Source organism: Zymobacter sp. IVIA_12111.31 C1 (genome assembly GCF_047495495.1).
Taxonomy (GTDB): Bacteria; Pseudomonadota; Gammaproteobacteria; order Pseudomonadales; family Halomonadaceae; genus Zymobacter.
The window spans coordinates 2,477,915-2,504,898 of sequence record NZ_CP179930.1 but is presented as its reverse complement, the minus strand read 5'-3'; the positions used below and the strand labels follow the sequence as shown (position 1 = coordinate 2,504,898).

26 protein-coding genes and 1 tRNA gene are annotated in these 26,984 nt (G+C 58.2%); 19 read left to right on the top strand and 8 right to left on the bottom strand.

The window, feature by feature from the left end; genetic code table 11:
- The first annotated feature begins 321 nt into the window (after positions 1-321).
- The 5 genes from ACMHYW_RS11210 (at position 322) to ACMHYW_RS11190 (ending at position 5,655) form a co-directional block, all read left to right on the top strand.
- Complete coding sequence (locus ACMHYW_RS11210; protein ID WP_414499978.1) at positions 322-1,593, top strand: quaternary amine ABC transporter ATP-binding protein; 1,272 nt, start codon at positions 322-324, stop codon at positions 1,591-1,593.
- Positions 1,593-2,444 (top strand): ABC transporter permease, encoded by an 852-nt coding sequence (locus tag ACMHYW_RS11205; RefSeq protein ID WP_414499977.1) that lies wholly within the window; start codon positions 1,593-1,595, stop codon positions 2,442-2,444. The genes ACMHYW_RS11210 and ACMHYW_RS11205 overlap by 1 nt, the downstream gene beginning before the upstream one ends.
- 119 nt (positions 2,445-2,563) lie before the next feature.
- Complete coding sequence (locus ACMHYW_RS11200; protein WP_414499976.1) at positions 2,564-3,445, top strand: glycine betaine ABC transporter substrate-binding protein; 882 nt, start codon at positions 2,564-2,566, stop codon at positions 3,443-3,445.
- A 123-nt stretch (positions 3,446-3,568) separates the two neighbouring features.
- Positions 3,569-4,441, top strand: coding sequence for a glycine betaine ABC transporter substrate-binding protein (locus tag ACMHYW_RS11195; RefSeq protein ID WP_414499975.1), 873 nt, complete (start codon positions 3,569-3,571; stop codon positions 4,439-4,441).
- A 245-nt stretch (positions 4,442-4,686) separates the two neighbouring features.
- Entirely contained in the window at positions 4,687-5,655 is a 969-nt protein-coding gene (locus tag ACMHYW_RS11190) for a VirK/YbjX family protein (RefSeq protein WP_414499974.1), read from the top strand.
- Positions 5,656-5,734: 79 nt separating this feature from the next.
- On the opposite strand, the gene ACMHYW_RS11185 is transcribed toward ACMHYW_RS11190, so the two are convergent.
- From ACMHYW_RS11185 to ACMHYW_RS11170, 4 genes are all read right to left on the bottom strand, one after another.
- Complete coding sequence (locus ACMHYW_RS11185; RefSeq protein WP_414499973.1) at positions 5,735-6,763, bottom strand: hypothetical protein; 1,029 nt, start codon at positions 6,761-6,763, stop codon at positions 5,735-5,737.
- A 350-nt stretch (positions 6,764-7,113) separates the two neighbouring features.
- Positions 7,114-8,388 (bottom strand): AGE family epimerase/isomerase, encoded by a 1,275-nt coding sequence (locus ACMHYW_RS11180; protein ID WP_414499972.1) that lies wholly within the window; start codon positions 8,386-8,388, stop codon positions 7,114-7,116.
- Between the two features lie 214 nt (positions 8,389-8,602).
- Positions 8,603-9,466: an SDR family oxidoreductase gene (locus ACMHYW_RS11175; RefSeq protein ID WP_414499971.1), complete on the bottom strand. Its 864-nt coding sequence runs from the start codon at positions 9,464-9,466 to the stop codon at positions 8,603-8,605.
- A gap of 326 nt (positions 9,467-9,792) precedes the next feature.
- Positions 9,793-10,251 carry an Lrp/AsnC family transcriptional regulator gene (locus tag ACMHYW_RS11170; protein ID WP_414499970.1) on the bottom strand — a complete coding sequence of 153 codons (459 nt, stop codon included), beginning with the start codon at positions 10,249-10,251 and terminating at the stop codon, positions 9,793-9,795.
- Between the two features lie 195 nt (positions 10,252-10,446).
- Between ACMHYW_RS11170 and ACMHYW_RS11165 the strand changes: the two genes are divergently transcribed.
- Positions 10,447-11,064, top strand: a complete 618-nt coding sequence (locus ACMHYW_RS11165) for a LysE family translocator (protein ID WP_414499969.1) — start codon at positions 10,447-10,449, stop codon at positions 11,062-11,064.
- Between the two features lie 13 nt (positions 11,065-11,077).
- Positions 11,078-11,869 (top strand): 3-methyl-2-oxobutanoate hydroxymethyltransferase, encoded by a 792-nt coding sequence (gene panB / locus ACMHYW_RS11160; protein WP_414499968.1) that lies wholly within the window; start codon positions 11,078-11,080, stop codon positions 11,867-11,869.
- A gap of 159 nt (positions 11,870-12,028) precedes the next feature.
- Here panB and ACMHYW_RS11155 read toward each other — a convergent pair whose 3' ends face one another.
- Together ACMHYW_RS11155 and ACMHYW_RS11150 are read right to left on the bottom strand one after the other, a co-directional pair.
- Positions 12,029-13,009, bottom strand: a complete 981-nt coding sequence (locus ACMHYW_RS11155; protein WP_414499967.1) for a quinone oxidoreductase family protein — start codon at positions 13,007-13,009, stop codon at positions 12,029-12,031.
- A gap of 361 nt (positions 13,010-13,370) precedes the next feature.
- Positions 13,371-13,447, bottom strand: a tRNA-Arg gene (locus ACMHYW_RS11150).
- Between the two features lie 132 nt (positions 13,448-13,579).
- Between ACMHYW_RS11150 and ACMHYW_RS11145 the strand changes: the two genes are divergently transcribed.
- Complete coding sequence (locus tag ACMHYW_RS11145; RefSeq protein ID WP_414499966.1) at positions 13,580-14,350, top strand: methyltransferase domain-containing protein; 771 nt, start codon at positions 13,580-13,582, stop codon at positions 14,348-14,350.
- Positions 14,351-14,441: 91 nt separating this feature from the next.
- Entirely contained in the window at positions 14,442-15,443 is a 1,002-nt protein-coding gene (locus ACMHYW_RS11140; RefSeq protein ID WP_414499965.1) for a methyltransferase, read from the top strand.
- 83 nt (positions 15,444-15,526) lie between these two features.
- Here ACMHYW_RS11140 and ACMHYW_RS11135 read toward each other — a convergent pair whose 3' ends face one another.
- Entirely contained in the window at positions 15,527-15,787 is a 261-nt protein-coding gene (locus tag ACMHYW_RS11135; RefSeq protein WP_027706215.1) for a GlsB/YeaQ/YmgE family stress response membrane protein, read from the bottom strand.
- 93 nt (positions 15,788-15,880) lie between these two features.
- Entirely contained in the window at positions 15,881-16,540 is a 660-nt protein-coding gene (alkB, locus tag ACMHYW_RS11130) for a DNA oxidative demethylase AlkB (RefSeq protein ID WP_414499964.1), read from the bottom strand.
- A gap of 197 nt (positions 16,541-16,737) precedes the next feature.
- Between alkB and nrdR the strand changes: the two genes are divergently transcribed.
- The 10 genes from nrdR (at position 16,738) to ACMHYW_RS11080 (ending at position 26,841) form a co-directional block, all read left to right on the top strand.
- A complete protein-coding gene (gene nrdR, locus ACMHYW_RS11125) occupies positions 16,738-17,220 on the top strand; it encodes a transcriptional regulator NrdR (RefSeq protein WP_414499963.1) in 483 nt (160 codons plus the stop codon).
- A complete protein-coding gene (ribD, locus tag ACMHYW_RS11120; protein ID WP_414499962.1) occupies positions 17,210-18,355 on the top strand; it encodes a bifunctional diaminohydroxyphosphoribosylaminopyrimidine deaminase/5-amino-6-(5-phosphoribosylamino)uracil reductase RibD in 1,146 nt (381 codons plus the stop codon). The genes nrdR and ribD overlap by 11 nt, the downstream gene beginning before the upstream one ends.
- Positions 18,356-18,418: 63 nt before the next feature.
- Entirely contained in the window at positions 18,419-19,561 is a 1,143-nt protein-coding gene (gene ribBA, locus ACMHYW_RS11115; protein WP_414499961.1) for a bifunctional 3,4-dihydroxy-2-butanone-4-phosphate synthase/GTP cyclohydrolase II, read from the top strand.
- Positions 19,562-19,675: 114 nt separating this feature from the next.
- Positions 19,676-20,179 (top strand): 6,7-dimethyl-8-ribityllumazine synthase, encoded by a 504-nt coding sequence (gene ribE, locus ACMHYW_RS11110; RefSeq protein ID WP_027706220.1) that lies wholly within the window; start codon positions 19,676-19,678, stop codon positions 20,177-20,179.
- Complete coding sequence (nusB, locus tag ACMHYW_RS11105; protein ID WP_027706221.1) at positions 20,176-20,676, top strand: transcription antitermination factor NusB; 501 nt, start codon at positions 20,176-20,178, stop codon at positions 20,674-20,676. The genes ribE and nusB overlap by 4 nt, the downstream gene beginning before the upstream one ends.
- A 12-nt stretch (positions 20,677-20,688) precedes the next feature.
- Positions 20,689-21,669: a thiamine-phosphate kinase gene (gene thiL, locus ACMHYW_RS11100; protein WP_414499960.1), complete on the top strand. Its 981-nt coding sequence runs from the start codon at positions 20,689-20,691 to the stop codon at positions 21,667-21,669.
- A gap of 267 nt (positions 21,670-21,936) precedes the next feature.
- Positions 21,937-23,172: a hypothetical protein gene (locus tag ACMHYW_RS11095; protein WP_414499959.1), complete on the top strand. Its 1,236-nt coding sequence runs from the start codon at positions 21,937-21,939 to the stop codon at positions 23,170-23,172.
- A 67-nt stretch (positions 23,173-23,239) separates the two neighbouring features.
- Positions 23,240-24,592 (top strand): DUF945 family protein, encoded by a 1,353-nt coding sequence (locus ACMHYW_RS11090; RefSeq protein ID WP_414499958.1) that lies wholly within the window; start codon positions 23,240-23,242, stop codon positions 24,590-24,592.
- Between the two features lie 255 nt (positions 24,593-24,847).
- Entirely contained in the window at positions 24,848-26,539 is a 1,692-nt protein-coding gene (locus ACMHYW_RS11085) for a DUF945 family protein (protein ID WP_414499957.1), read from the top strand.
- 170 nt (positions 26,540-26,709) lie between these two features.
- Positions 26,710-26,841: a hypothetical protein gene (locus ACMHYW_RS11080; RefSeq protein WP_414499956.1), complete on the top strand. Its 132-nt coding sequence runs from the start codon at positions 26,710-26,712 to the stop codon at positions 26,839-26,841.
- The last annotated feature ends 143 nt before the right edge of the window (positions 26,842-26,984 follow it).

Genomic DNA, 26,984 nt, shown 5'->3' with positions numbered 1-26,984 from the left:
CGCGTGAATACAAGCTCACCTGCCTTGAGCAGAGTGAGGATAGATCGGCTGTATCGTAATGACACTGTAGGTAAGGGTAACATCCTAATATAGACGAAAAAATCGCTCAATATCATTGAAAAAGAGGCATCTATCATTAAAAGAAGTCATCTTTCGAGGGCGGATGATTGCGATGCGCTCAGGGGCGATGACAAGGGAAGACTTTTTCATAATTTATTGGATGGTTTTGTATAGTATGGAATAACTTTGTATTATGGATGGCTTGTTCATCCCGTATGCGCTGTGCACACGGGACCTCTATTTCCACGCAGGACCTGATACATGACCGATCAGAACGACTACCGGATACGGGTTCGCCACCTGAGCAAGGTCTTTGGCAAGCGACCGGGCGAGGTGCTGGCCCTGCGCGATCAGGGCAAGAAACGCGCTGAAATTCACAAGGCCACCGGGCAGGTACTGGGGCTTTCCGATATCAATTTCGACGTTCGCGCTGGCGAACTGCTCGTGATCATGGGGCTGTCCGGATCAGGTAAATCCACGCTGATCCGCTGTCTGAACCGCCTCATCGACCCCACCGAGGGTGAGATCCTCATCAACGGTCAAGACGTTGTGAAGATGAATGACGACGAGCTGCGCGAATGCCGTCGACGCCACTTCTCAATGGTATTCCAGCACTTCGCACTGTTCCCGCATCGTACGCTGCTGGGCAATGCGGAATACGGGCTGGAAGTCCGTGGCATTCCGCAGAGTGTGCGCCAAGAAAAGGCCATGGCCGCGCTCAAGCGTGTTGGACTGGGGCATCTGCCCAACGCATATCCCCATGAACTGTCTGGCGGGATGCAGCAGCGTGTGGGTCTGGCGCGTGCACTGGCGAGCGAAACCAGCGTCATGCTGATGGACGAGGCCTTCTCGGCGCTTGATCCGTTGATTCGCCGTGAGATGCAGGATGAGCTGCTGATGCTCCAGAAGGATCTGAAGCAAACCATCATCTTCATCACCCATGATCTGGATGAAGCGCTGCACATTGGCGATCGCATCATTCTGCTCAAGGACGGTGAAGTGGTGCAGGCCGGCACGCCGCGCGACATCGTGACGAACCCCGCAGACGAATACGTCGAACGCTTCGTCGAAGGGATCGACATGACGCGCTTCCTAACGGCCGAACTGGCGATGGAAGCACCGGTCACGCCGCTGTCCATCGACGATACCGTCGGTGCCGCTCTGACTCGCATGAACGAGCACGACGGGCTGGAAACGCTCTACGTCAACGATGCCGACGGCAAGCTGGCTGGGGTCGTCGAACGCTCCGTGTTGGAAGCCGCTGCGCCGGAAGCGCCGCTGGTTGATGTGCTCGAACGCGACGTACCACGTGTGCTGCCGCGTGAGCCGCTCAACCGACTGTTCCCGCTGTTCCGCAAGCGCAACTATCCCGTTGCCGTCGTGGATCGCCAGTCTCGTCTGCGCGGTATCGTCGTGCGCGGCAGGATCCTGTCGCTGCTGGCGGAAAGTGATAACGATGCGGTCGAGCCCGAGGTCGAGCCGCCACTGGCATCACTCAATGATGCCGTGACATCTACCGGGGAGGACGCGTAATGGGTAAGTGGATGACATGGTTGAAGGAAGGCATCCCGCTCGCCGACTGGTTCAATGACGGTGTCGCGTGGGTGACTGAACATCTAAGCTGGGCCACTCGGCCTATGGCGTCAGGAATGGAATGGACGCTGGGTGCCCTTAAGGGCGCGCTGATGTGGATCCCTGCGCCGATTCTGATCATTGCGGTGGTGGCGCTGACGCTGTGGCGTTGCGGGAAAGGGGTAGCGGTCTTCGCCGCGCTTGGGCTGCTGCTGATCTGGAACCAAGGGCTGTGGGAATCGCTGATCTACTCGCTCAGTCTGGTGCTGATCTCGACGCTGTTGTCGATCATCATTGCCTTGCCGGTCGGGATGCTGGCGGCGCTGTTCCGCCCTGTCGAAGTGGTGGTAAGGCCGATTCTTGACCTGATGCAGACCATGCCTGCATTTGTCTATTTGCTGCCGTGTGTGGCGTTGTTCAGCATCGGTGCGATGCCTGCGGTACTTGCGACGGTCATCTTCTCGATGCCGCCTGCGGTGCGCTTCACGATCCTCGGGATCCAGCAGGTGCCGAGTGATCTTGACGAAGGCGCAGAAGCCTTTGGCTCTACTCGTGCGCAAAAGCTGTTCAAGCTGCAGCTGCCACTGGCACGTCCCACCATCATGGCGGGCATCAACCAGACCGTTATGCTCGCGCTGTCTATGTCCGTCATCGCGTCGATGGTTGGGGCTGAAGGCTTGGGGGCCGACGTCTACAGTGCCATTCAAGGCAACGATAACGGTCACGGTATCGTCAGCGGTATCTGCGTCGTCGTACTGGCCGTACTGCTCGACCGTATCGCTCAGTCGTGCAAGGGCCGCGATTACACCTGAGCCTCTGACGGCCGGGTGACCTGACCTTCTTATAGGCGGCCGACATGGCGATCTTCATGTCGTGCTCTGTCGGCCCGCTTCGCACCGCGCGTGCACACACCTTTTCTGGAGGCGTTAGCATGAACATCAAGAAGCTGATTTCCACAACACTGGCCACCGTACTGATGGGCGGTGCCGCATTCTCCGCGACTACCACGGCCTCTGCTGTCGAAGCACAGGGCAAGCAGGACGTCACCATTGGCTACGTCGCCTGGGCTGACCAGCTGGCATCTACCAACGCACTCAAGGTCGTGCTGGAACAGCAAGGCTATCGCGTGAAAGCCACTTCGCTGTCCGCGGCCTTCATGTGGCAGGGGTTGGCGCAGGGCAAGCTGGACATGATTTCCGCTTGGTTGCCGACAACTCACGCCACCTATTACAAGCCGGTGAAGGACAAGGTCGATAACCTTGGCCACAACTTTGAAGGCACGCGTCTGGGGCTGGTCGTGCCCCGCTATATGAAAGACGTCAACAGCATCGACGATCTGAAAGCGCACGCCGCCGAGTTCGATAACCGCATCGTTGGGATCGATCCGGGGGCTGGCATCATGCGCATCACTAAAGAGGCTATCGGTAAGTACGACCTCGGGATGAAGCTGACGGCCAGCAGTGATGCCACCATGAGCGCCGTGCTGGGCGAGGCCGTGCGTGAACACAAACCTATCGTTGTGACGTCTTGGGTCCCGCACTGGATGTTCAACCGTTGGGACCTCAAGTTCCTCGACGATCCTAAGAACGCCTACGGTTCCTCTGAACAGCTGGATACCGTTGTTCGCAAGGGTCTGAAAGAAGACAGCCCCAAAGCCTACTGCGTGCTGAGCCACTTCAAGTGGACGCCGGCTGAAATGGGCGAACTGCTCGATATGAACGAACAGCCGAACAGCGATCCGTATCAGAACGCCAAGCAGTGGGTCGAGAAACATCCGGACATCGTCAAACGCTGGACGCAGGACTGCCAGTAATCCGGGCGTGAAGCCAGTGCCGAGAGTGCTGGCGCAGTACCGTTCAATGCCGCTGCCCGCCAAGGGCCGCGGCATTTTCATTATTGGAATATTGCCATTACTACAATAAGAGGAACGATCCCCATGAAGACACTGATCTCGACCACCCTGACAGCAGCACTGGTAAGCGGTGCTGTGCTGACAGCACCCTCTGCATCCGCGACAGAACCGCTAGGTCAGCAAGATATCACGATTGGCTACGTTGCTTGGGCCGATCAGATGCCTTCCACCTATGCCATGAAGGTTGTGCTTGAGCAGCAGGGCTATCACGTGAAGGCCACTACGCTGTCCGCCGCGTTCATGTGGCAGGGGGTGGCGCAGGGCAAGCTGGATATGATCGCGGCATGGCTGCCGGTGACCCACGGTGCGTACTACGCGCCGGTAAAAGAGAAGGTCGAAAATCTGGGGGCTAATTTCACTGGCGCGCATCAAGGACTGGCGGTACCGGCCTATCTGACCGATATCAATACGATCGACGATTTGAAGCAGCATGCCGATGAGTTCGAGGGCAAGGTGGTCGGTATTGATCCCGGGGCGGGTCTCATGCGGCTGACCAAGCGCGCACTCGATGAGTACGGGGTGAATATCAAGCTGGCCGCCAGCAGCGATGCGACCATGACGGCCGTGCTCGGAGAAGCGATACGTGAGCACCGCCCCATCGTCGTGACGGCATGGACGCCGCACTGGATGTTCAACCGCTGGCAGCTGAAGTACCTCGACGATCCGAAAGGGGCCTTCGGCAGCGATGAAGAGATCGACACCATTGTCAGAAAAGGGCTTCGACAGGACAGTCCGCGAGCCTACTGTGTGCTGAGCCACTTCAAGTGGACGCCTGCGGAAATGGGCGAGCTGCTGGCCCTGAACGAACAGCCGAACAGCGATCCGTATCAGAACGCCAAGCAATGGGTCGATAAACACCCAGAGATAGTGGCGCGCTGGACACAGGGCTGCCAGTAAGTTGATAGTGGGCCTGTGAGGATAGCGCCGTTGCGCTATCCTTGCGTCTATGCCGCTGTCCTTTCTGGATGGCGGCATTTTTGTATGAAGAAGAGGGTGCCTATACCTTTTCTTTAAATTATCTTAACATTGTCTTGTTGTTAAAATTGTTTATTAGTCAGTGCTTTGCCTAAGCGAAAGCGGGCAGGCGCCATAAAACAAATAACAGCGCTAACGCATACATGGTCATTATTGGGGTGTGTCTTATGTCAAAACACCACGGGCGGTTCAGTTTACGCACGCTGGAAAAGTGTCTGTTACGTACTCTGCGGAGCCTGCCTGTTCGCAGTGCCCATACCGCATGGATGGACGTCATTCACAGCACGCCGCATATCGACGCCATGCTGCGCAGCAAAGGCGACTATCAGACGCGCCATTTGCAGAGCTACATGCACCGACGCTGGAGTGCCGCCCAGAAGCTGGACACGCTGCGCACCCACGTCGAGTTCATGCAGCAGAATATCCACCCTACTCATCATGCCGCACTCTACGGTGCCGACAATGCCCGCTATGGTGAGCCCGCGGCCAGTGGCGAAGGGATCGTGCTGATGCAGTGGGAAATGAAGGATACCGCCTGGCGGCTGATGCTGCTGCGCGCGCAGCACAACAAGGAAGGCGAACTGCAGCTTTCCTTGCAGGACAGTGAAGGGCACGAGGTCTATCTGCTGGTCTTCTCGGTCGGGCATGACCCCAAACACCCCGAGCAGCTGAGCCTCTACATTGGCTGTTTGCAGGGTGCGCGGCCCGAAAACGGTGGCACTGCGCTGATCAATGCCTTCTATAAGCAGCATCACGGCCTGCGGGCGCAGGGGTTGCTGATGACGGCGCTGTATGCGTTCGCAGAAACCTTTGGTATCGAGCGCATTCGCGGAATTGCCGATGGGCATACGATCAACAGCCGTTACCGCACCAAGATCAAGACCAGCTACGACACCTTCTGGCAGGAATGCCATGCTGAGCAGCAGGAGGACGGTTGGTTTTTGCTGCCAGAGCAGGAAGAAAAACGCGATATCGAAACGGTGAAGAGCAAGCACCGTTCGGCGTTTCGCAAGCGCGAGGCATGGCGTGAAGAAGCGCGCCTCAATGTGTTGGCCGCGTTGATGGGGCTGCGAAGCCCGGCAGAGTCGGCAGCGGAACCGCAGGTGGCTGCGATGCGGGAAGCGTCGGTAGCCTAAGCGCAGCCGTTCCTGCATGAAGAAGGCGGTCAGGTGATCCTGGCCGCCTTCTTTTTCGTTGTCTATTGGGATGAGGTGATCATACCGTCAGAGCGGTGATGGGTTGGCCCCGTGTTCCATAGAGAATGCCGTGTTCCTGGAACAGCCTGTACAGCCACTGATTGATTTCGTCATCGCGTGTCTTTTGCAGGCTGTGTTCGCACAGCGAAGACCACCCGTGGCGGCACTCCGGGAACATGGCGATGCCATACTCGGCGCGCAGCATCATCATCAACGGTTTGGTGTGATGCAGTGGGTGCGAAGTGTCACGAAGGCGCGTGAATAATTGACCGCGCGTGACGTGGGTAATGCAGCTGCGCTTCAGTTCGCGCGCCCGCTGACGGAAGATCGACACCAGCGGTACGCAGTCGCCCAGCAGGCTGGACGGCGTGACATAGCCATCGCCACGGCAGATCAACTTCTGCGTTGCGCCAACGTGCAGCAGCGGCATGTCCTGCAGTACATAGGCGGTGTCTCTGAGGCAGGCCTGAATATCATGCTGAGCATCCTTGCCGCGAACGAATAGACACGGTGCCGCTCCCGTATCGCTCTGAACCGCTTCAATATGAGCATCGACCAGCAGAGTATGGTTGCGGTAGCGCGCATCGGCATTGAACTCGTTGCGTGCATAGGCGTCGGTCAGCCGACGCGCGGACACCTCTTCCAGCGCTTCCGGCAGGCGATCACCCAGCAGGGCACTGGAACCGTGCTGTTCCGCCTGCTCCAGCTCGTGGTCGATCATGTCTCGGTACAGGGCGATGCCTTCCGCAGACGCAAAGCGCTCGGACAGGAACAGTTTTTCCTGATTGCCTACCGAATGGGAAAGCGCCAGCAGGCGATCATCCTGACGGACGCGGGGACAGAACACGCACATGCTGTAGATCACCAAGGCCCCGATTAATAGCAGGATGCCCGTGACCAGTAGCGCGATCAGCGTGCGGTGATAACGGCGGTGGGGGGGCGCGGTCGTGTCAGGAGCATGCGTGACCAGCATGTGTCCGCAGTTGGGGCAGCTCAATGCGTCTGGCGTCAGGGGCGTCGAGCAGAAGGGACAGAATTTGGCGAGCATGCGTAACGACCTCGTCAATATCGAACAACCAGCATACCCTACATAATATATAGGTTAAATGTCGTGGAAGCTGCTGAGAGAGCGGCTATTCGGGCCCTTATCTTTAGATGCCAGTCTTAAGAAAATACCCTGCTGTCATTAGCGGTGCCGCAGCGAGAAAAGCAAATAAACACGCAATACACGTCATTACATAAACGCACTTTCGTGGTGTCGTTATAAGCTATTGATTATCCGAAAGTGACATGGCGTAACGATGAGCCAGCCAAGCGTAGCGGTGGGCTATTGGTGGCTCAATCATGTGACGGTGTGGTTGGCAGACTTACAGTGCCGTTGATGGTGTGTTCGATGGGTTACCCACGTGCGATGGCGACGGCCAGCGCTGGCGTCATCGGGTAGCGTGGAATTAGCGTGCACTGTAGTGCATGGTACAGATCGGGTTTTCCTTCCCATATGCGATGGTCGGGACGATTGGCGGCGTCAAGCTCGTGTCGCCAGCTGCCGTGCTGTCGGTCGATCACATAGCGTGCGATGTAGTCCCACAGTGATCGGTACAGCGATTCATAGCGTTCATCGCCCGTGCGCTTCAGAAAGGCACTGGCAGCGGAGGCCGCTTCGGCCACGGTCCAGTGAATGCGTTGGCGTATCACCGGGCTACCGTCCAGATCATGGGTGTAGATAAGCCCCGGAGCATCATCGACGTGCCAACCTCGCTGGATACCTGCGGCAAAGAGCTGCTCTGCATCGTGAAACAGCCACTCGGGCACGGGTTCATCGTGTGCATGCAGGGCGGCTTCCAGTTCGAGCATCAGGCGCGACCATTCGCAGGCATGCCCGGGGGTAACGCCGAACGGGCGGAACTGATCGCAAGGATGATCGCGGTTATAGTCGGGCTCGGCTTGCCAGTGGGCATCGAAGTGTTCGAGCAGATAACCATCGCGCTGAGCGGCACCGTTGTGAATGATACGGGTTACGATGGCTAGCGCACGCTGGCGCCACAGCGGTTCGTCCAGTACGTCGGCAAGCGCTAGGAACAGCTCTGTCGCATGCATGTTGCTGTTGGCGCCGCGATAGGCTTCTTGGTGCTGCCAGTCACGCGAGAATCCGTCGATAAGCGCGTTCTGGCGATCGCACCAGAAATGCGTTTCCAGTATTTCCAGAGCGTTTGCCAGCAAGCGATCGGCATTGGGAATGTGGGCCATGTGGGCGGTTGCCGCGGCCAGACAGACGAAAACGTGCAGGTATGCCATCTTGGCGGTGTCGCTGTCGGGTGGTTCGCCGCTAGCATCCTGCACCATCGCCGCCGGTACGCTAAACCAGCCGCCGTGGATATCATCGTGAAAGAGCGAAAGCAGCGCGTCGATGCCTTCCTTGGCGAGGTCTGCGGTGCCTGGGATGCCCTGCATGGCGGCTAGCGAAAAACAGTGAACCATCCGAGCCGTCAGTACCGTGTCGGGAATCGCCCCCGCCGGCAGCACTCCATCATTGTTCAGAGCGCCGAAGCCGCCCGATGGATGGCGGGCCGCTCGGTAGAACTCGACGAGACGTCGCCCTTCCTGCACAAGCCAGTCATGATGTTCCTGACGGGAAAGCCAGCTGCCGACCGGCAGCGATGATGCAATTGCCATGAGTGCGCTCTCCTAGGCAAAGACCGCAATGCGCTATGCGCTGAGTGGAATGAATGACGCGGGAATCTCGCTCCTGCGCCTCACTGTCTCGACGGTAGCCGTATCCCTAAACGAGAGCGGCAGGTGGAAGACCGTCCGTGGCCTTTCACCTGCCGAGGAGACTGTCGGGGCCTTCCTGCCCCGGCCTCTGATCGTTTGCGCCGTAGGCGGCGTGTCAGCCGTTGATGACGGTCCCCCCGTTGGGGTGTAGCGTCTGACCGCTGATGAACGACGCGTCCAGCGACGCCAAAAAGACGTAGCAGGGCCCGATTTCCCACGGCTGTGCCGCGCGTCCCATCGGGGTGTCGCTACCGAAGTCTTCCAGCAGCTGGGGATCATAGGCCCCCAGCGTGGCCGGCTGCAGCGGTGTCCATACTGGTCCCGGCGCTACCGCGTTGACGCGGATGCCTTTGCCGACCACCTGATTGGACAGCGATCGTGTGAAGCTGATGATGGCACCCTTGGTAGCACTATAGTCCAACAGCAGTGCAGGACCGACATAGGCGTTGATGGACGCCGTGTTGATGATGGCGTCGTCTTCCTTGAGATAGGGCAGCGCGGCCTTAGTCAGGTAGAACATGCTGTCGATGTTGGTACGGAATGTCGTCCGCCACTGTTCATCGGAGATGTCCGTCAGACATTTCTGTACCCGTTGGGTTCCCGCATTGTTAACAAGCACGTTGAGCTTGCCGAAGTTGGCGATGGTCTTTGCTACGGCGTCGCGGCAGAACTCGGGGTCGCCCAGATCACCGTCGATCAGCAGGCAACGACGCCCTTCGGCTTCGACCAGACGGCGTGTCTCTCGTGCATCGTCATGTTCGTTAAGGTACAGCGCAACGATGTCGGCGCCCTCGCGAGCGAAATGCAGTGCGACCGATCGGCCGATGCCACTGTCGGCACCACTGATCAAGGCCACTTTATCCTGCAGCTTGCGGCTGCCAAGGTAGTCGTTGCGAATGAAGATGGCGGGGGGAGTCATCAAGGCTTCCTGACCCGGAAGCGATTGGGATTGCGCGTGGATCTCTGTCTTATGAACCATTGTGTCCTCCTGATGGTGGACATGGTGTGCAGCAGCCTGTGGAAACGATGTCATGCTGCGGCGGAATACAGAGGCTCATCCATGAGCGTGTTTCATTCCTTGAGTCCAAGCATCGGAAAGACGGGCGCTCACCGCAACCCTTCCTTTGGGGACTTTGCAGCTATAGGCAAGCCGCAGCGAAGCCGTACCCTCGGGAGCGGTTCAACAGACGCGGGAGGTCGGGTGTTGGTGAAAGAATAGTGCAAGAGACGCTGCGTGCAGAAATAGGCGGGTCCGGTGTTTACTTTTGTAGTCTCAATGCCGACGTTCTGTCGGCATCTCAGCCGTTAGGAGGGCAGGGGCAGCCCTCGCTCCGGCACGAGCGTCTTCATGACCAGCGTTGAGGTCAGTCGATGCACCCCAGGCATAGCCGACAGGCGTTCATCATAGAGCTTTTGGAAGGCGGGAAGGTCACGCGTCACGACATGCAGCATGTAGTCGGGATCGCCAAACAGGCGCTGTGCCGAAAGCACGTGAGGAATGTCCGCTACGGCCTGCTCGAAGCGCGTGACGGCCTGATGATCGCCTTCGCGCATGGTGACGAACACGATCGCCGCAAACTCGTACCCTAGCTGACTGGCATCTATCTGGGCGCGATAGCCCGTGATTACACCGGCCTTCTCCAGCGCTCGCACGCGGCGGTGGCAGGGCGAGGTGCTCAGCCCTACGCGTTCGGCCAGCTCTGTCAGCGATAGGCGACCATCCTGCTGCAGTTCGGTCAGGATGCGGTAATCCATTCTGTCCATTTGGAAAAATTTCCCTCGATAGCCCGTGTGTGTCCCGCGCATTGGAAGCACTTTCTGGTGATGCAGCGATATTCTTACTCCCTACGCTGCCAGCGAAGCACTATCTGCCAAAAGACGGATTTTATCGGGCATCGGCCTCGATGTCGCGCTGATGTGCTGGCAGTCTTTGCTATCACTAACAGGGCCTGCGCAGTTATGAACGCACAGCAATTGGCAGCATTCTGGACGGTATCCATCCTGTTCGTCATTACCCCCGGCGTTGACTGGGCCTATGCCATCGCGGCGGGGCTCAAGGGGCGTCGTCACGTCGCGCCAGCGGTCGCGGGGTTGCTGCTGGGGCACCTGCTGGCCGTGCTGCTTGTGGCGGCCGGCATCGGTGTGCTGCTGGCGCGCTATCCCTTGGCCCAGCTGGCACTAACCTGTCTCGGCGCGCTCTATCTGCTCTGGATCGGTATCATGACCCTGCGCCACCCGAGCGTTCCCAAGGCCGATGACGGTGCCACGGCGCAGCATTCGGGGCACTGGCTGCTCAACGGTATCGCTGTGAGCGGATTGAATCCCAAGGTTTTCCTGCTGTATCTGGCCTTACTGCCTAAATTTGTCGACTCTGCGCTGGCATGGCCGGCAGCACTGCAAATGGTCGTGCTGGGAATGCTGTCGATTGGCAGTGCCATCGTGGTGTATATGCTAGTGGGCGTCGGCGCGCAGTCGCTGCTGTCGGCACGGCCTCAGGCCGCTCGGCGTGTGAGCCAGTGCTCTGGTATCGCGATGATGGCGATAGGGACACTGTTGCTGATCGACCTCTTCCTCTAATCGAGACGAGAATATGACAACGTTATCCACGCTGAATGAGATGAAGCGCCAAGGCGAAAAGATCGCCATGTTGACCTGTTACGATGCCACGTTTGCTGCCGTTGCCAGCCAAGCGGGAGTCGACATGCTGCTGATCGGCGACACACTGGGCATGGTGCTGCAAGGGCATGACAGCACGCTGCCCGTCACCGTCGATGATATGGCCTACCACACCGCCAGTGTGAAACGGGGTAACCGCGGCAGCTTCATCGTCACCGACCTGCCGTTTATGAGCTACAGCTCGCGGGAGCAGGCCCTGCGCAGTGCCGCCCAAGTGATGCAGGCCGGAGCCCATATGGTCAAGCTGGAAGGCGATGCGTCTCTGTGCGGAATGATCACCGAACTGGCGCGAAACGGGGTACCGGTATGCGCGCATATTGGACTGACGCCGCAGTTCATCAACGTCATGGGGGGCTTCAAGGTGCAGGGACGCTCGGTTGAACAGGCACAGCAGCTGGTAGAGACGGCACGTCAGCTTGAAGCGGCAGGAGCGGCGATGGTGCTGGTCGAAGGTGTACCGGCACCGCTGGGCGAAGCGATCACGGCCGCGGTCGGTGTGCCGGTTATCGGGATCGGTGCTGGCCCAGCAACGGATGGTCAGGTGCTGGTGATGCATGACATGCTGGGCGTGTCGATGACTGGGCATGTGCCCAAGTTTGTCCGCGACTTCATGGACGGCGCGCCTGATATTGCCTCGGCCTTTGCCCGTTATGTCGAAGCGGTCAAGCAGAACACCTTCCCCGCAAGCGAACACTGCTATCGGTAAGGTATGTGATGACAGGATGCCTTGGCTGAGCGCGTTTCCTTGATCTTGGCGGAAGTGATAACGCAGAAATGAATGGTGTCACGGAGACTAAAGGCACAGTGCTGTGCCTTTAGTCTTTATCTGAGATCACGGTCCTCACGATCGGTGCAACATGCTTGCTCAGACGTCATCAAGCTTGAGCAGAATGGTGCCTTTGGCTTGACGTGATGTCAGCCTTTTGTAGGCCTCATCGAACTGTTCAAGAGGATAAAGGCTGTCGATGCAAGGCTCTATCTGACCGCAGCCGGCCAGTGTCCGGATTACATTCAAGGCCGTCGCTACCGTCGCATCGGTTTCCATCCAAGCGTCATAGCCAAGCAGCCTTTTTTCTTGGATGACCACGTCAGGAAGGTCGATCTTTCCTTCCACGCCGGCAACGAAGCCAATGCTGACGACTGTGCCGCGTGGGCGAACAACCCCCATCAGCGAGCCCAGCAGATCACCGCCAACCTGATCGAACGCAATGTCAGCCCCTTGACCATCAGTAGCGTCCAATACGGCCTGTTTCAGATCCTGCAAGGAAAGATCGACGACGTGCGCTGCACCAGCATTGCGGGCGTGCTCGGCTTTGACCGTGGAGGACACGATGGCGATGGGCTTTGCTCCTAGGGCCTTCGCTATCTGAATCAGGGCGTGGCCGACGGACCCGGTTGCTCCTGTAATGGCAACCGTATTGCCCTTCTGCACGTTGCCGACTCGTGCCATGGCCTGATAGGCGGTGACATAGTTGATAGGCAATGCTGCTGCCAACTCTAGACTGTAGTCGGGCGGAAGTTCGATCAGTCGCTTATCTTCAACCAGTACCCATTGTTGTTGAAGGCCATCTTCAGTGATGCCCAGCTGTCCGCCACCGTAGATGGCGACCTTCGTTCCTTCAGCGAACCGATCGCTCTTGGCCACGATGCCCGATCCGTCATTGCTCAGCACGATGGGCGGTGTGGATATCGGCAGCATGCCCGTTCTGATCTGGTGCGATAGCGGATTCACCGTTGCAGCGAACATGCGTACCAGCGTATAGCCTTTTTTCGCCTGAGGAATGGGGCGCTCTTCGATATCGAGCACAGGTGAGGGGCCAAGCGTTGTTGCTACAAGCGCTTTCATCGTATTTCTCCGAACAGTGACACGAACGCCGAGAGCGATTCCATCTCCACCGCATAGTGGAGTACATTTAAGGCATGAATGATCGTTCATTCATTTTGCAATGAAGAACTGAAATACTCAAGCATATGGCGTATGCCGAGAGGGAGCTGTGCTCAGTGAAATCGAGACGAACACTGGGTGTGTGGACGACGGAATGAAAAGCGAGCAACGATATAAGTAAAGGCGATATAAGGAAGCGTTGAAGATGAGCCGCATCTTTGGGCTCAAGTGGGTGCCACCGAATGCCGGGGTGCCTGGTGAGCAGTGCTGTGCAAGGTGGGGCGACGCGTGAAAAGTAAAAGCGAGAGGCGGGGAAAGAGGCTGGTGCCCCCATCAGGATTTGAACCTGAGACCTTTCCCTTAGGAGGGGAACGCTCTATCCAGCTGAGCTATAGGGGCGTGTAATCGAGCCACGCATTATAGGCATTTCAGGGGAGGAGGGTAAAGGGGTGGCTGGTGCGTGCGCGGCGCAACCGCTAGAATCTCGCCCTTTGATACGTCTTCCCTCCATTCCCTATCAGGCAGACCGCCATGACGCTTCACCGCCACGACCGCCATTTCGATGGCATGGCCGACAAGTTTGAACGCAGCATGTACGGCGCATCGCGCGGGCAGCTTCGGCTGTCGCTGTTGCAGGAAGGGCTCAGTGACGAGTGGCCGCAGGCACGTGCACCGCTGCTGGATATCGGCGCAGGGCTGGGACATATGGCGGAATGGGCGGTCGATGAGGGGTATCCGGTCACGATGATCGAGCCCTCTGTCGAAATGCTTGAACGGGCGCGGCAGCGTTTGGCTGGGCGCGAACAGGCGGCCTATCAGTGCGACCTGCAGCATGCGTTCGCTACCGTGGGTGGGCCGTGGCCGCGCATCTTCTGCCACGCCGTGCTGGAGTGGATGGCTGACCCTTATGCAGCGTTCCCGATACTGGGGCAGCTACTGGCCCCTGGGGGCTATCTGTCGCTGATGGCTTATAACCGCGACGGACTGATCATGTCGAACGTGGTGAAGGGCAATCTGGCGCGCGTCCAGAAGGGCGAGCTGGCAGGGCGAGGTACTCGCCAACGTCTGACCCCGATTTCCCCGCTGAGTCATGATCGCATCGTCGAGGCGTTGGCGGCGGAAGGTTTAGAGGTCGTCAGCGTGACCGGCATCCGCGTGTTCCATGACTATCTACGCGAACGTCATCCTGACGAGCAGACCCTTGAGCAGCTTTTCGATCTTGAGCGCCGCTATGCCCGCGTCGAGCCGTTCTGGCGGCTGGGACGCTATCTTCACTATATCGTGCGGCGCCCTGCGTCCTGAACGTTCATGGCCGAGCGTCATCGCGCTGTCATCAAGACCGTGCTTTAGTGAATGCAACGGCCACTTCTCATATTTATGCAAGGATACCGTGATGAGCTTTTCATCCCCGATGTGTCAGCTGTTGGGACGCCATGACACACTGGCGTGCGCCGATCACCTCTGGATAGATCCCCCCTTTGAACCGGCGCTGGCGGGTAGTGGCGTTGCCATTTGGACCACCGACGTTGGTCATGCCGAACGTTATCGCCAGCTGGGGGTGCGCGTTCACGAAGGCCTGGACGTACCGGCGGATATCGCCGATTACGCAGGTGTGTTGCTGTTCTGGCCCAAGAGTGTGGCGCTGGGGCAGTGGTGGCTGGATACGCTGTGTGCGGTACTGCCCGACGGTCACCGGCTCGCGCTGGTGGGCGAGCAGCAAGGGGGCATCAAGCGTGTCAGCAAGCTGCTGCAGGCGATGGACATGATGGCGGCGAAGGAAGACAACGCTCGCCGTTGCGCACTTTTTGCTACTCGCGTCGTGGCACGTCCTCAACAGGACGATGGCTGGATGCAGTTCGAGGCACTGGGCATGCCGTTGGCATCGCACCCCGGTGTCTTCGGGCACGGCAAACTGGATGAAGGGACGGCCATGCTGCTGGGGGCGCTGCCCGATAAGCTGCGTGGCAGTGTGCTGGATGTAGGCTGTGGTGGCGGCATCATCAGTGCCGTGCTGGCGAAAAAAGGGCTGGAGGTCACCGCAGTCGACGTCAGTCATTTCGCGCTGGAAGCCACGCGTCGTACGCTGGCGCTCAACGGTGTGACGGCAACGGTACTGGGCAGCGACATGCTGGGCAGTGTTGAAGGGCGTTTCGACACCCTTATCAGCAACCCGCCGTTCCATCAGGCGCGCGATGTCGATATCGGCCCAGCGTTGACGCTGTTCGATCAAGCACCGGATCACCTGTACCGCCATGGGGTCGTGTTCATCGTGGCGAACAGCTTCCTGCCTTATAGAAGCGCACTGGAAGATCAGTTCTCGCAAGTGGAAGACGTGACCGGCAATGGTCGTTTCCGCGTCTATCGTGCGGCGCTGCCGCACCGGTTTGCTCGCTAGCCGCTCTCGGTGAGTCCCTGCCGTATGCAACAGCGCCCCGCGCTCGGGTTACCGAGGCGGGGCGCTGGCGTTCGGGGGCCGTTCTAGACCTTTGACAGCTTGCGGAACAGCATCATGACGATGTGACCACCGACGGCACCGATCACGGCGATCAAGACGCCCATCCAGCTGAACTGCTGCTCGGGGAACAGGCCCACGATAGAGGCCAGAAAGCACAGTACTACCGCGCCCAGTGCCCCCATGCCCATGCTGCCCAGAAAACCGACGTTGAGTGCTCTAGGGGTGATCGCCCCCATGATCAGACCGACGATCATGCCGGTTGCCAGCCAGGAAATAATGTCCATATCGTTCTCCTCGAACAGTGCGCACGCCTGACGAGGCGCAGTCTGTGTTGTTACTTGAGTGATATTGTAGGCTATATTGAAGCCAGATCGAAGTCAGGGCTGTACGCGGCGGAAGGTCAGGTTATAGCGATAAGGTCCCGTCAGCGAATGATGACCGTCCTTCAATGGCCGTATGCCATGAAAGCGTAGTCGGTCAGTGCCGCCCCATACCACTACATCACCGTGTAGCAGCGGTACATCGACGACGGGCGACTGCCGCGTCGGGCCGCCGAACATGAAGCGGGCAGGCAAGCCCAGCGACAGCGAGACGATTGGCCAATCGAGAGTGGCTTCATCGCGATCTTGGTGCAGGCCCATGCGTGCACCTGCGGCATAGCGGTTGATCAGCGCCGAATCGGGAATGAACCCGGGGTAGCCCGCTTCCTCGGCAAGGGCGCGAGCCAACGTCAGCCAATGAGCGGGGATAGGCGACCATGGCAAACCTGTCGCCGGATCGGTGGTGGCATAGCGATAGCCGTGTACCGCATCGCTGACCCAACCATAGTGCCCGCAGCTTGCCGTGGCGACGGACATGGCGTGGCCGCCGCGTGTCACCATGTGCTGAAGTGGATATTCTGCGGTCAGCGCCGTGATCTCACGCATCAACTGGTCGGCCTGAGCGTTCAGTTGCTGGCGTAGCAGCACCGATCCCGGCCCCAGTGCCTGGCGTTCCGGCAACCAAGGCGTCTGATCTTCGAACAGATCATCCATCATGAGGGACTCCTTACCCATGGGGCAGTGGTGGGTGGCGATAAGACAGGCCATTCAGCCGTAACGTGCAAGCGAAGCGAGCGTCATGCTTCGGAAGCATATCCGCTCGCCGGTGAAACCGTTAGAATGTGCTATCACCCTTTCAGATTTCATCTGGCTCGACGCTGGATGAACACGATGATGAACCCAGGTAAGTTGCCATGCATTGTCCCTTCTGCGGTGCGCATGAAACCAAGGTCAGTGACTCTCGTCTGGTGGCGGAGGGCGATCAGGTTCGCCGACGCCGCCAGTGCTTGACGTGTCATGAGCGCTTTACGACGTACGAGACGGCCGAACTGGTCATGCCGAGAGTCATCAAGTCCAACGGCACCCGCGAGAGCTTCGATCCTGCCAAGCTGCGTGCCGGTATGACAAGGGCGCTTGAGAAGCGTCCCGTCAGCGTCGAGTCGATCGAAACGGCCATCGAACAGATCCGCCAGCGCCTTCGCGCGCGGGGCGAGCGCGAGATCAATGCCCGAGAGATCGGCGATGAGGTTATGAGCCAGTTGCGCCAACTCGATCAGGTGGCTTATATCCGCTTTGCATCGGTGTATCGTCGCTTCCAAGATATCGACGAATTCCGCGCAGAAGTCGATCGTCTGCATGATGACGACCCCTTGGCCGAGCCTTCCCATGATGAATGACGATCATGATGTCCGCTGGATGCAGCGTGCGCTGGAGCTGGCGCGGCGCGGCTACTACAGTACGATGCCTAATCCGCGGGTTGGCTGTGTGCTGGTCAAGAACGGCCAGTGCGTCGGTGAAGGTTTCCATATTCGTGCCGGCGGCCCACATGCTGAAATTCATGCCCTGACGGCCGCAGGCGATCAAGCCGCAGGCGCGACGGCCTATGTCACGCTGGAACCGTGCTCGCATCATGGCCGCACAGGCCCGTGTGCCGATGCACTGATCCGAGCCGGAATCTCGCGACTGGTCGTCGCGATGGCCGATCCTAATCCGCTGGTGGCAGGGCGAGGGCTGAACCGCTGCCGCGAGGCGGGCATTGACGTTCGCGTAGGTGTCTGTGAGCCCGAGGCTCAGCAGCTCAACGCAGGGTTCGTACAGCGCATGCGGGATGGTCGTCCGCGGGTTACGCTCAAGCTGGCGATGAGTCTGGATGGCCGTACGGCAATGGCCAACGGCGAGTCGCAGTGGATCACAGGGCCTGCTGCTCGCAGTGAAGTACAGCGCCTGCGTGCCGCTAGCGGCGCGATCGTGACCGGCATCGGTAGTGTGCTACAGGACGATAGTCGCCTGACCGTGCGCAGCGATGAAGCAGGCCTCGCGCCCGACATCGAGCGGGCGGCACAGCCACCGCTGCGTGTTGTGATGGATACCCATCTGAGAATGCCGTCCACTGCGCGCATCCTCCAAGGCGGCGGCGAAACGATTATCGTGACGTGCTCTACCGATCGGGTGCGCATTGCCGCGCTCGAAGCGCAGGGCGCAACTGTTTGGCAGCAGCCTAGCACTCAGGCCTTGGTTGACCCGGCAGCATTGTTGGTACAGCTGGCCGACGAACGTCAGTGTAACGATGTGCTGCTCGAAGCGGGTGCTACGCTGGCTGGTAGCTGGTGGCAGGCCGGGCTGATCGATGAGCTGGTGTTGTTTATCGCGCCGGTGCTGTTGGGCAGCGAGGCTCGGCCACTCATGGCGCTACCACTGCATGATATGTGTGAAAAGTACTCGCTGCGCATCGAACGGATGCGTGCCATTGGCAACGACTGGATGGTCACGGCCGTGCCCGCAGGGCAAGGCAATCCGCCACCGCAGCGCTAGCCGCATAGCGACCGTATTTCAGGAAGGGCTGCGGCCTTTCCTCTGGATTCATGGAGAAGACATATGCCATTGGCCACCATCGAAGAACTGGTCGCAGATATTGCACAAGGGCGAATGGTCATCCTGATGGATGACGAAGACCGCGAGAATGAAGGCGATATCATCATCGCCGGCGAATGCGTGCAGTCCGAGCACATCAATTTCATGGCTCGCCATGCGCGCGGGCTGATCTGCCTGCCGCTGTCGAAGGCGCGCAGCAGCGAACTCGGCCTCGACCTGATGGTGAAGGAAAACGGCTCTGGGTTCGGTACCAAGTTCACCGTGTCCATTGAGGCTGCCACTGGCGTCACGACGGGGATCTCTGCGGCCGATCGCGCGCGTACCATTCAAGTGGCTTCCGCTCGCGGTGCACGTGCGAGCGATATCGTTCAGCCGGGGCATATCTTCCCGCTGATTGCGGAAGAAGGCGGTGTACTGCGCCGCGCGGGGCATACCGAAGCGGCCTGCGACCTTGCGGTGATGGCCGGTTTCGAACCTGCTGCTGCGATCTGCGAGATCATGAACGACGATGGCACCATGGCTCGCCGGCCTGATCTAGAACGCTTCGCCGAAGAGCACGGCCTCAAGATCGGCACCATCTCTGATCTGATCCACTACCGCATTCTGCATGAGCGCACTGTGGTCGAAGAGCGTGTCGAAACCGTCGAAACGTTGTACGGCCCGATGGCGCTGCACATTTTCCGTGATGAAGTCATGGGCGTGCATCACATGGCGCTGGTCAAGGGCACGCCGTCTCCTGACGCCGTGACGACCGTGCGCGTACACGTACAGGACACGCTGCGTGATGTTCTGGGACTGCGCTCGCCGGACGGCTCCCGCTGGTCAGGACTTGAAGCGCTGCGTGCTGTCGCCGAAGCCGAACACGGTGTCTTCGTGCTGCTGGATGAAGCCTGCACCAACCCTGATCTGTCCACCCGCTTCGATATCTTCATGGGCCGCCGCCGCGTGCCGCGTGATAAGGCTTCCGATGGTGCGGGCAACTACTTGACGATCGGTACAGGATCGCAGGTGCTGCGCGCATTGAACGTCGGCAAAATGCGCCTGCTCAGTTCGCCGTGGCGCTTCTCGGCGCTGTCCGGATTCGGGCTGGAAGTGGTCGAACAGCTCAGCAGTGATACCCCTGAAGGCGATCAGACGGTAGAATGACCGCCATTCATGTCATTTATCATGGCATGACCATCTTCGAACCTGCCTGATGGCCCCGTGCCGTCAGGCTTTCAGTGGCGCAGGAACTGCCTGCGCAAGTAGGACGAAAACACCATGAACCCCATTGCCCAAGTGGAAGGCCAGTTCATCGACGTCGATGCGCGCTATGCCATCGTGATCGGCCGTTTCAACCATCACGTCGTCGACACTCTGGTCGAAGGCGCTGTCGATAGCCTGGTACGTCACGGCGTTGACGAAGCCAACATTACGTTGATTCATGTCCCGGGTGCGTGGGAACTGCCGCTGGCGGTCAAGCGTGTCCTCAAGGCCGGCATGGCCGACGCCGTGATCGCACTCGGTGCCGTCATTCGCGGTGGTACGCCGCACTTCGAACACATTGCGGGCCAGTGCAACAGCGCGCTCAACACGCTGCAGCTCGAATTCGACACCCCGATCGCCAACGGTGTCCTGACGGTCAATACGATTGACCAGGCGATCGAACGCTCCGGCACGAAAGCGGGCAACAAAGGTACAGAAGCCGCTATGGCGGCGATGGAAATGGTGTCCCTGCTGCGTCAGCTGGACATGGGTATTGAAATGATGGAGCACGCCGAGTGAGCAGTAAATCCGAACGCAAGCCGTCTAAGGCACAGATCTCCCGTCACGCCGCGCGCGAACTGGTCGTGCAAGGCCTGTATCAGTGGCAGATCAACCCTCGCCCGATTTCGGCGGTAGAGGCGGAGTTCCGCTCGCAGACAGCTGATGACGACATGCCCGAGCACGAAAACTGGGTTATGGTCATGGGCAAGGCCGATCTGGCCATGTTCCACTCGCTGCTGCACGGCGTTGCCGCTGAAGCAGCAACGCTTGATAAAACGTTCGAACCGCTGCTGGATCGCAAGCTGGAAGAACTGGACGTCGTTGAACGCGCCATTCTGCGTCTGGGCACGTTCGAACTTATGCGTCGTCCTGAAGTACCGTACCGCGCTGTCATCAACGAAGCGGTCGAACTGACCAAATCCTTCGGGGCTGAAGACAGTCACAAGTACATCAACAGCATTCTCGACAAGCTGGCAGCCAAGCTGCGCAGCGTCGAAGTCGCCAACCGCCGTTGAGTGCTTGCCGCCATGGCAGGTGAATTTGACCTGATCAAGCGGTATCTGGCCGCGCCATCATCCTGCCGCGCTCGGCGGCAGGATGGTTATGCCGATATCGGCAGCGCCTCGACTGGGGTCGTACTAGGCCCCGGCGATGACGCTACGCTGCTATCGCCCACTCCCGGTCACCAGCTGGCCATTAGCGTCGATACCTCGGTCGCTGACGTTCATTTCCCTTCCGATGCTCCCCCTCATGCCATTGGTCATCGTGCGCTAGCGGTCAGCCTGTCTGACTTGGCTGCGATGGGCGCGCGTGCGCGCTGGTATCTGCTCGCGCTGACGTTACCCGATGTTGATGAACCTTGGGTGAAGACGCTGGCGCAAGGCATGCACGAGCTGGCGGCGCACTGCGGCGTTACCTTGGTTGGGGGGGATACGACGCGAGGGCAATTGTCCCTGTCGGTCACCGTGCATGGTGAAGTTGAGCCGGCGCGCGTCATCCGTCGAGACGGGGCTCGTGAGGGCGATTGCATTGCCATCGTCGGTACCCTGGGTGGCGGAGCTGGCGGTCTGCGGGCGTGGCAGCAAGGCGAGCGGACACTCACGCCGCTACTGAGCGCTTATCTTTATCCACACCCCCTTTTGGCAGAAGGTTATGCACTGGCCGGATATGCGACTGCGGGGATGGACGTCTCCGACGGCCTATTGGCCGATCTGATGCACCTCTGTCGCGCCTCAGGCGTAGGGGCTGTGCTCGATCTGGCGGCACTGCCGTTACATCCGAGCCTTGTCGAAACCTATGGTCTGGAACAGGCACAGTCGATGGCACTGCACGGCGGCGATGACTATGCCCTATTGCTGACGTTGCCCGAGCGCGATGTTCCCTTGGCGCAGCAAGCCTTGCAGGGCGCCGCACACACGTTGCGGGTCATTGGTCGTACCGCCGCACTAGGCACCTTCGAAACCGTGCAGGGTCAGCCGCTGCACGCACAGGGCTGGCAGCACTTCTAGGTCTTCTCCAAAAGGGTTCAGTTTTTATCGCCTTCCTGCCTCTGGCGGCCTTCCTTTTCCGAGGGTCGTCTGTATTTCTTTCCTCACCGTCTATTTATCGTATTTGATGCGTCATTCATCATTGATGATTGCTTTATTTTTCGTCATGATCACCGCAATCGACCGCGTATGAGAATGGTTGAACAGCAGCGGGATATTATCGAAGCACGCGATGGCGGCTCTCCCGATGCACGGTATCTTTATTTGATTTAGATCAGCAGGGTGAACATGCAGGCAAAGGATATTATTGCGGGGTGCATTCTTGGCTTGGGGGTAATCGGCGGCGTGAGCTATTTCGCGGCCATGTCCTATCTCAGCAACAAGACGCTAGCGAGTGTGCATCAGCAGATCGAAACGCTGAGCACCCAGTACCATTTTCATATCGAAGTGACTCACGAAGATCGGGGGCGCTTTAACTCGAACATGCAGTTAGTGGCAACGCCCGAGGACGGTAGCGAGCCGCTGAACGCCACCCTCTTTATTTCTCACGGACTGTTTTCCACCAACATCGTGGCGGTAAAAACGGGCTCCCGGCCGCTGTTGTCGCTCGATAAGGGAATAGGCGGTTCTTCGTTGATATTGATGCTGCCGAACAAGGCCATCACTCGCGGAGACCTCAAAGGCAGTTGCATCAGCCTTCTCACGAATGTTTCCGATCGCCATCTTTCAGCCCCTATGCTTTCCGCCTTTTATACCGATGAAGGTCGACTGGTCGTGAGCGGCGAGTTTTCCTCGTACAACAAGCGAGAAACCGGTGGTCGCTTTTACAGCAGTGGCCCTGCAACGCTATCGCTGACGTATGACGCCCCGCAGGCCGAGCGCATCGTGCAGGCCGGACTTAACTATATCCATAGTGGTATGCCTGAGAAAAAGAGCGCGCTGTACAATGAACTGTTGTCTGTCGTGCCTGATCTTCATGTGGAGATGAAAGACCTGAAGATGCAGTCGTCCTTGCGTTCTCACGAGTATTCGGCCGACCTTTTTTCTATGGATGTTATTCCTGGTCGTACCCGTCAGGCGGCTATGCAGATTACGGGAACGCTGTCGCGGTTCGGGCGTGGCACCTCTCGGCGTGATATTGCGTGGGATATGGCGCTGGATCACTCGGTTGCCGACACGCTGCAGGCCATGGCTCACGGTCAGGACCCCGAACAACTTTCATCGCTATTGCTGTCGCTGATGCAGTCCTCACCCGCGCTGGTAGTGAAGGATTTGCATGCAACGGCTGAAGGGGTTGCACCGATAACTGTATCCGGCACGCTTCGCGTCAACGGCAAGGGCATGACGGCACTGTCTGATTTCAGCGCCCATAATGTCGATGTCGACATGATGCTCGAGGGTGTGTCCAGCGATGCCGTCAAGGATGCTCGTGCTAATGGACTGGACGACATTACGATCGGCCAGCCCGTCATGATCAGACAGGAAGATGGGCATCTGCACATCAACCGTCAGACTGTATTCTGACCCGTAGTTGCCCGAGGTGGCATGCCGTGTTGCCTCTTGGCGCTGCGTGAGTTAGACGTTCAAAGAAATGGCCGGTAGCGGTAACGTTGGCGTACCGGACCGTACTGAAATTTCATTCAACAAGCAGGATTTCTTCGTGGAAAAGACACCTAATCGCTCGTCCAAAAAAACGCCCATTATCATTGCTATCGTAGGCCTAGCCGTCATCGGCGGTGGCTATCTGGGGGCGATGCACTACGTCAGCAACAAGACCATGGATTTCCTGCACGCACAGGTCGATAAGATCAATGCGGGTCAGAGTAACCATGCTGAAATTCAGGATGAGCAGCGTGGTCTTTTCACCTCTACGGCCAAGCTGATCGTTTCCGATCAGGCCTCTTCGATTTCTGCGCCGCTGACCGTACACCACGGTCTGTTCAGCACGGATATCGAATCCGATGACGTTCGCATCCGGAAGGATGGTAAGAATGCCCTGCAAGCGCTGAGCAACGATATCGACAAGGCCACGCTGGCCATGCACCTGAAGAACAGCAGCCTCAAGGAAGATGATTTCCGTGGCAGCAGTGTTGCACTGACGCTGCCGGGCCAGCTGACCAGCGAAGATGAAGACGGCAGCCGTGCCAAGATCTACAACCCTGCGCTGAAACTCGAACGTAACAGCGACGGCACGCTGGTCGCGCACATGACCGCTGACAAAGTCGAAACGTCTGAAGGCATGGCGTCCTTCAGCAACTTCGGCAGCTCCGCCATCTCCTTCACGTATGATGCAGAGTGGTCCGAGCAGCTGGTTCAAGCGGGCAGTGCTTACGCACACGATCATTCCGATGAGAATCGTCTGGCACTGGAAAAGATCGCCACAGCACACCTGCCTGACATCCATGCCGACATGCAAGACCTGAAGAACCGCGTTTCCATGAGCATGCCGGAAACGGGTGCCGAGCACTTCGTCTTTGATATCACGCGTGACAAAGCGGCGTCCGTGACGCGCGTTGCCGGTAGCATCGACGGCATCGGCAACAGTGGCGTCAAAGGCAACATCACTCTGAAGATGGCACTGGATCAGCGCATCATCGACACCACGATGAAACTGTCCAACGGCGACGATGCCAACATGCAGCAAGACCTGGTAGCGCTGGCACAGACCTCTCCGCGTGTCGTGCTCGAAGAACTGCGCATGTTCGATCACAAAAACATCGCGCTTTCTGCCACCGGTGAAGCCAGCATTGATGGCAGCGTGGTTAAGTCCATTGATGACTTCAACCTGACGGCTGTTGTCGCCAAGTTCACCGTCAAAGGTCTGCCTGACGGCGCTGGTGAGATGGCTCAGGCGTACGGCGTACCTGGCATCAAGGATGGCCAGCCGGTCGTAATCACTGTCGACAAAGGCAGCGTTGCGGTCAACGGCAATACACTGTTCTGATCCTTCGTGGTAGATAGGGCATCCTGACTGGATGCCTCATGACTGGCTATCTGCATGGCATTTGCCGAGCAGGTAGCCAGTGTCGTTTCAAGCGCGTGTTAATTTCCTATAACGTTAATTTCCTATAACAATGCAGGCACGCCAGCCCATGACGTGCTCAACGGCCGATACATGCTGGTTTCTCTCTTATGAGCAGAGACATACCGGCGATAACATGGCCTCTATTTCATTTCCTTCATTCAGCAGGATGACATCGTGAAGAAGACACCGATCATCGCGGGCGTAGTAGGGTTAGGCATCTTGGGTGGTGCCTATTTGGGCGGACTTTACATCAGCGGCAACAAAGCGATGTCAGTACTGCATCGGTGGGTTGATGAGGCCAATCGAAGCTCGGGCGTTGACTACCTTTCTCTCCAAGAAGACCGCGGGCTATTTCGCTCGACGGTGCACCTGTCGGCCGCTAATCCTACTCAGCCGTGGACGCTGGGTGACGCACAGCTGACGTTCCATCACGGCATCTTCAGCACGGACATCGACGGCAAGCTCATGCTCAACGATCCGCGCTGGCAGAGCCTGCCGCCCATCAAGAAAAACGGCGGCTTTGATGTTGAAGGGCACATCAAGAGTTTCAGTTCGCAGGGTAGTTTTGTGCAGACGGGCATAAGAGGCCGTGTGGACGACGCGAAGCCCGAGTCGGAATTCAGCGCCTTTCTGCGCGCTGAATTGACGTCGGGTTTCGATCAGGGCACAACAGACACGCTGCGAGCGCTGATTGCCAAAGGCATGAATGAGCAGACCCCCGAAGGGGCGGATGGTCATGGTGACGGCAAGGAACAGAATATTCTGCTGAGCGTGAAGGCACATGGCCCCAAGGCGCGTGTAGATATCGAGATGCCGATTCTCTATCAGCGTAACAGCGCGTCAACGGATACCAGTACGGTGCTGTCCTTCCGCATCAATGGCGAAGACGTATTGAAACCCTACGGCATTGAATCGGTCAGTGGCGTTTCGCATACCACTTATGACAAATACCATCGCGGCAGCTACGCGCGCTTCGATATTCCCGGCAAGTTCATGCTGCCAAAATCCTTTGTCACCGACGAACCTAGCTATATGTCTGACCTGAACTTCCAGGCCCGTGTCGATGACAAAGGCGCCTCTGCGGCACTGAATATTGCCGGTATGGAATTCCAGTCCGAAGACAGCCCGTTCTCAATGGGTCCCCTGCGTATCTCTGCCTTCAGTGATATCGACACCTATGGTCACCTGATGGATCTGAGCCGAACACTGAAATCCATGCCGCAAGAAGATCAAGTCGCCGCGTTGAAGACGCTCGGAACGCGCCTGCCCGACATTCACTTTGAGCTTCATGACATGCTGCTTAAGGGCAACGATGATGAAGACACTGCCGCTGAAAGCTCGTTGAAAAGTGTGACGATGGATATCGTCCGTGATCTTTCCGCTCCCGTAACGCACTTCGATCTGAAAGCCAGCGACATAAACGGTAGCGGCATAGAGCATGCTGATTTTTCTCAGCGCATCACGATCGACCAGCCCATCATCGATACGGCGATTAGCGTACTGCAGGTGTGGGGGCATGCGCGCAATGAGCCGTCACAGGCACAGTTAGATGACATCAAGCAGCAGGTATTGACGCTGCTGAAAAGCTCGCCGCGTATCGTACTCAACGAATGGTACTTTGCTGCGCACAACTTCCCGCGCCCCATGACCGCGACGGGTGAGCTGTCCGTACTGGGCGATACACTTCAAAGTTTGGACGACCTGAGCGAGAAAAGTGTTAAGGCGCACGTCACGATCACTGGCTTGTCGGACGAACTGGTAAGCGAAGCCTTGATGCGAGGTCTAGATAGCGTCAACGCTGACACGCCCGTCGAGATTGACTTCCAGGCCGGTAAACTCTCGGTCAACGGCGAGCAAGTACAGTAGTCCATCAGCTAAGCCAAGATCTGGCTCATCTTATTGCGGGTGGGCGGATCCCCGACGTTACTTGCAGAAAAATATAACGATACAGGGTCCGCCGCTGCCCCGTGAATTGCCCATAGCGCTTGGTTGTGGGCAATACACTTTCATTTATCTTGAATAAGCAGGATGTATATATGAGAAAGACGCCCGTTATCATCGCCGGTCTCGTCGCCTATGCGGGACTGTACAACCTCAAAGCAGGTGATGACGTGACGTTCAAAATCTGCAAAGGCCATCTGATCGCCAACGGCACACTCCTGTTCTAGTGTGTTAACGATGCACGCCGTATTTAAAAAGCCTCAGTGAATGCACTGAGGCTTTTTTTGTTAGGAAATAAGGCGTTGCGTTGGAGGTGCTGTCATCAGTGGCTACCCGCACTACCCTTGGTGAGATGAAGGGTACCTTGATA

Coding starts and splice junctions, on each gene's coding strand:
- ACMHYW_RS11210 (WP_414499978.1), top strand. CDS start 322: ATGACCGATCAGAACGACTACCGGATACGGGTTCGCCACCTGAGCAAG.
- ACMHYW_RS11205 (WP_414499977.1), top strand. CDS start 1,593: ATGGGTAAGTGGATGACATGGTTGAAGGAAGGCATCCCGCTCGCCGAC.
- ACMHYW_RS11200 (WP_414499976.1), top strand. CDS start 2,564: ATGAACATCAAGAAGCTGATTTCCACAACACTGGCCACCGTACTGATG.
- ACMHYW_RS11195 (WP_414499975.1), top strand. CDS start 3,569: ATGAAGACACTGATCTCGACCACCCTGACAGCAGCACTGGTAAGCGGT.
- ACMHYW_RS11190 (WP_414499974.1), top strand. CDS start 4,687: ATGTCAAAACACCACGGGCGGTTCAGTTTACGCACGCTGGAAAAGTGT.
- ACMHYW_RS11185 (WP_414499973.1), bottom strand. CDS start 6,763: ATGCTCGCCAAATTCTGTCCCTTCTGCTCGACGCCCCTGACGCCAGAC.
- ACMHYW_RS11180 (WP_414499972.1), bottom strand. CDS start 8,388: ATGGCAATTGCATCATCGCTGCCGGTCGGCAGCTGGCTTTCCCGTCAG.
- ACMHYW_RS11175 (WP_414499971.1), bottom strand. CDS start 9,466: ATGGTTCATAAGACAGAGATCCACGCGCAATCCCAATCGCTTCCGGGT.
- ACMHYW_RS11170 (WP_414499970.1), bottom strand. CDS start 10,251: ATGGACAGAATGGATTACCGCATCCTGACCGAACTGCAGCAGGATGGT.
- ACMHYW_RS11165 (WP_414499969.1), top strand. CDS start 10,447: ATGAACGCACAGCAATTGGCAGCATTCTGGACGGTATCCATCCTGTTC.
- panB (WP_414499968.1), top strand. CDS start 11,078: ATGACAACGTTATCCACGCTGAATGAGATGAAGCGCCAAGGCGAAAAG.
- ACMHYW_RS11155 (WP_414499967.1), bottom strand. CDS start 13,009: ATGAAAGCGCTTGTAGCAACAACGCTTGGCCCCTCACCTGTGCTCGAT.
- ACMHYW_RS11145 (WP_414499966.1), top strand. CDS start 13,580: ATGACGCTTCACCGCCACGACCGCCATTTCGATGGCATGGCCGACAAG.
- ACMHYW_RS11140 (WP_414499965.1), top strand. CDS start 14,442: ATGAGCTTTTCATCCCCGATGTGTCAGCTGTTGGGACGCCATGACACA.
- ACMHYW_RS11135 (WP_027706215.1), bottom strand. CDS start 15,787: ATGGACATTATTTCCTGGCTGGCAACCGGCATGATCGTCGGTCTGATC.
- alkB (WP_414499964.1), bottom strand. CDS start 16,540: ATGATGGATGATCTGTTCGAAGATCAGACGCCTTGGTTGCCGGAACGC.
- nrdR (WP_414499963.1), top strand. CDS start 16,738: ATGCATTGTCCCTTCTGCGGTGCGCATGAAACCAAGGTCAGTGACTCT.
- ribD (WP_414499962.1), top strand. CDS start 17,210: ATGATGAATGACGATCATGATGTCCGCTGGATGCAGCGTGCGCTGGAG.
- ribBA (WP_414499961.1), top strand. CDS start 18,419: ATGCCATTGGCCACCATCGAAGAACTGGTCGCAGATATTGCACAAGGG.
- ribE (WP_027706220.1), top strand. CDS start 19,676: ATGAACCCCATTGCCCAAGTGGAAGGCCAGTTCATCGACGTCGATGCG.
- thiL (WP_414499960.1), top strand. CDS start 20,689: ATGGCAGGTGAATTTGACCTGATCAAGCGGTATCTGGCCGCGCCATCA.
- ACMHYW_RS11095 (WP_414499959.1), top strand. CDS start 21,937: ATGCAGGCAAAGGATATTATTGCGGGGTGCATTCTTGGCTTGGGGGTA.
- ACMHYW_RS11090 (WP_414499958.1), top strand. CDS start 23,240: ATGGCCGGTAGCGGTAACGTTGGCGTACCGGACCGTACTGAAATTTCA.
- ACMHYW_RS11080 (WP_414499956.1), top strand. CDS start 26,710: ATGAGAAAGACGCCCGTTATCATCGCCGGTCTCGTCGCCTATGCGGGA.